At 69.4% G+C, this 3,176-nt stretch carries 4 protein-coding genes; 2 read left to right on the forward strand and 2 right to left on the reverse strand.

Features of this window, described 5'->3' with window-relative positions; genetic code table 11:
* Window positions 1-95 precede the first annotated feature (95 nt).
* Complete coding sequence (locus OE647_RS19910; protein WP_263723514.1) at window positions 96-521, reverse strand: hypothetical protein; 426 nt, start codon at window positions 519-521, stop codon at window positions 96-98.
* Window positions 514-1,041 carry a hypothetical protein gene (locus OE647_RS19915; RefSeq protein ID WP_263723515.1) on the reverse strand — a complete coding sequence of 176 codons (528 nt, stop codon included), beginning with the start codon at window positions 1,039-1,041 and terminating at the stop codon, window positions 514-516. Before OE647_RS19915 ends, OE647_RS19910 begins: the two co-directional genes overlap by 8 nt.
* A gap of 559 nt (window positions 1,042-1,600) precedes the next feature.
* Between OE647_RS19915 and OE647_RS19920 the strand changes: the two genes are divergently transcribed.
* Both OE647_RS19920 and OE647_RS19925 read left to right on the forward strand, forming a co-directional pair.
* On the forward strand, window positions 1,601-2,803 hold the full coding sequence (locus OE647_RS19920; RefSeq protein WP_263723516.1) for a plasmid recombination protein: 1,203 nt from the start codon (window positions 1,601-1,603) through the stop codon (window positions 2,801-2,803).
* Between the two features lie 122 nt (window positions 2,804-2,925).
* On the forward strand, window positions 2,926-3,176 hold a 251-nt coding region (locus tag OE647_RS19925; RefSeq protein WP_263723517.1), incomplete at its 3' end, for a hypothetical protein.

Consider the following 3,176-nt stretch of genomic DNA (forward strand, 5'->3'; position numbering starts at 1 on the left):
GACCTGTGATCGTCGCGGAATCCGGAGAAACATTTTTCGGGAAGTTTGAATCCGGGGGGATTGGGGGCGACCCGGACCGCCCCCGCTTGCACCGCTCAGGCGCGCAGGTCGGCGGCCAGTCGGAGCGCGAGCGTTTCCGCGCGTCCGAGTTCGACGAGCGCGCGCAGGGCCGCGCGGAGATCGAGCAGCGGGGCAGAGAGCGCATGGAGCGCCGCGCCCTCGCGGGTGCGGACATGGGTCACCCACGACCCCGACGGGCAATGCGGGTCGGCGTGGATCTCCCGGACCCATTCGCGGTCGAGCTCTGCGGTGAGCGGCCCGCAGATCCCGTCGAGATCCGCGAGATCGCGTTCGGGCGAGAGTTGCGCCCGCGCGAGGCGGGACGCGAGACCGAGCGCGAGCGAACGCGACACCGTGCGGTGCGCCTGGGCGAGGTCGTAGAGCGCCGCGCTGGCGGCGGGCAGCAGCCGGACCGCGTCCAGGGCGGCGGCGGTCAGCGGATCGAAGGCCGGATCAGACATGCGTCATCTCCTTGCGGATCAGTTTCCCGCCCTTGCGGTATTCGACCGGCACTGCGGGCCGCCGGCGGCGTGCTGCCTCATCGAGCCGGGCGCGGCGGATGTCGCGCTCGGCGTGAATGCGCGCCCGGACAGCGTTCATCTGGTCGAGCGATCCGCCGGACAGTGCCCCCAGGACAGGGGTGCCGTGGGCATGGCTGACGTCGAAGCCGGCGTTCATCAGCGACACCATCAGCCGACGGCGGCCGTCGAAGACGGTGGGCGCGTCCAGGGAGGCGCGGGCGCGTTCCTCCGCGTCCCGGACCGGGATCAGGTAGCCCGGGCGCAGCCTCGCGCCGCCGCTGGTGCCGTAGGCCAGCAGCGCGTAGCGCGCGCCGCCGTGTTCCTCGATGTCGAGGACGAGGCTCGGGCGCACCTTGGGCTCGGTCTCGCCCGGGAAGAGATGCGGGAAGCGATAGGCAACGACGTCGCCGCGCTTCAAATCGCGCTGCCAGGTGGAGGTTGCGGAAAGGGCTTTGGTCATCTGGATGCTCCGTGATGTTGGACCGTTCACCACGCCTGCCTTGCTCGGGGCTGTCCGTTGTTCGGCTGCGCGGCACGACGCGTGCGCAGCCGAACAACGGCCGGGCCCGACGTGGCTCTCCCTGCCCATGCGCCTGGGGTCATGGGGCGCGGCGCGAGCGGCCCCATGCCATCGGAGATGCCAGGGGCGTGCAGAGGGGGTGGCGAACGCCCTCGCGAGCCGGAAGGGGTGAGCGGCGCCGGGAAAGGCCTCCGGTGGAGGCCTTTCAGCCGCGAACGGGAAGGCGTGCGGAACGGCCTGCCCCGGGAGCAGTGGGTGCAGGGGGAGTGCGGAACGACGCCCTGCCGCGCGCCGCGCAGGCGTCCCCGCCGGACAGGCGGCCCGCGGCGGCGCGGGGTCCGGGGCAGCGCCCCGGCGAACGCCAGCGCGCACGGGCGGCCCACGGGGCCAGAGTGCGCGCTGATTAGTGAGTAATCCCGCCCGCAATCCCTTTTGCGCGGTTTGTTTCCCCATACGTCGGGCGAGACACAGGTCCTGACCTCCAGACGGAGGCAGGCGGATGAACGAGAAGACGAAACACCCCGTGGTCATGCGCATGGAAGGCATGACACCCGACCGGCTTGCCGGATACGAGACGCACCGCACGCGGCGCGGCGGTGACCTGGGCCATGTGGACACCGGCAGATCGCACCTCAACAAGCGCCTGATCGGCGGCGAGGACTGGGCGCGGGACGCCCTGGCCGAGATCGCCGAGATGCGCGCCGCGAACTTCGCGAATGAGCTGGAGGCGCTTGAACGTCGCAAGCGCAGGAGGGAGATCCGCACCCGCATCGTCGAAGGTCCGCGCGACCCTTGGCGCCCCTCGCGCCACGGGCCGATGCGGGAAGTCATCCTGACCGCCAACAGCGCGTGGTTCGCTTCCGATCCGGCCTTGGGGGCGCAGGACGGTTCTCTCGGCGCGCTCATCGCGCCGACACGCGAGGAACTCTTCGAGGAGCGCGCGGTCTCCTGGCTCAGGGAAACCTTCGGCGACGATGTCGTCCACGCCCGTGCCGACCGGGATGAGGCGGCCTACCATATCAATGCGGTGATCCTGCCGCACGCCAGGCTGAAGGATGGCCGCCGGATGCTGCAGCCCTCGATCCACCCGGTCATCCGGGATTACGAAGAGGGTCAGGACAGCGTGGGAGCCTGGTTCTGCGAGATCGGCCTTGTCCGCGGCGAACGGCAAGCGCGGGCAATCCGCGAGGCCCGCGCCAAGGGCGTGGCGCCGCCGACCAAACGCCGGCATGCCCGCACCGCCGGGTGGCGGGCGGAGCAGGACCTGGCCCTGGAGCGGAAGAGGGAGGCTGTCCTTGCGCGCGAGGCCGAGGCGGAAGCCGTGCTGACCGTGGCCGCCGGGATCGAGGATGGGCGCCTGAGCTTCAAGGACGACAGGCTCCGATTTGACGAAACGGTCTCACGCGACGACCGCGAAGCCATGGCGAAGGTCTTCACGGCAGCCTGGCAGCGGCTGGCGGGAACCGCGCGCGCCAAGGCGGAGGCAGAGGTCCGCGAGGAGCTTTCCGAAGCCTTCGCGCAGGTTCGCAAGGCCGACGACATCATCGTCGAGGCAGCCGGGTTCCTGCCGGTGCCCGTGCGCCGGAAACTCGCCGAAGTCCGGACCGGCCTCGCGGCGCGGATCATTGCCATCCGGGCGCAGATCGCCGGGGGTGGCAAGGGCAGGACTGCCGCCGGGAAAGATCAGGAGGGAGGAAAATAGAGACGACAAATCAATGTATTGTGAGAAAGTTGCAAAAATTCCTTCTCGAAAATCCGGCTCGACACACTTCAGGTGAGCCGAAGCCAGAGCCACGGCCATTCACCCTCAACAAAGGAGCTCAAATGAGTTTCAAGTTCACTCCGAGCGCAAGCTCGATCCGAGCCCTCGAGACATACCAGAGGTTCGTTGGCAACGACGCTGTGCGGATTCGCGATCAGGCCAATGCCCGTCGTAAAGCGATCACGGCGACGATCGACACCTGGCTCGAGATGCAGCCCGAGGCTGACCGCGCCCGCTTCTTCGCCCAGATCGAGGCGCTGGCCACCAACCCGAACGCCCGCAAGATCGCAACGCATCCCCTGCGTGGCGACGA

Source organism: Albidovulum sediminicola (genome assembly GCF_025751575.1).
GTDB lineage: Bacteria > Pseudomonadota > Alphaproteobacteria > Rhodobacterales > Rhodobacteraceae > Albidovulum > Albidovulum sediminicola.

Coding starts and splice junctions, on each gene's coding strand:
- OE647_RS19920 (WP_263723516.1), top strand. CDS start 1,601: ATGAACGAGAAGACGAAACACCCCGTGGTCATGCGCATGGAAGGCATG.
- OE647_RS19910 (WP_263723514.1), bottom strand. CDS start 521: ATGTCTGATCCGGCCTTCGATCCGCTGACCGCCGCCGCCCTGGACGCG.
- OE647_RS19915 (WP_263723515.1), bottom strand. CDS start 1,041: ATGACCAAAGCCCTTTCCGCAACCTCCACCTGGCAGCGCGATTTGAAG.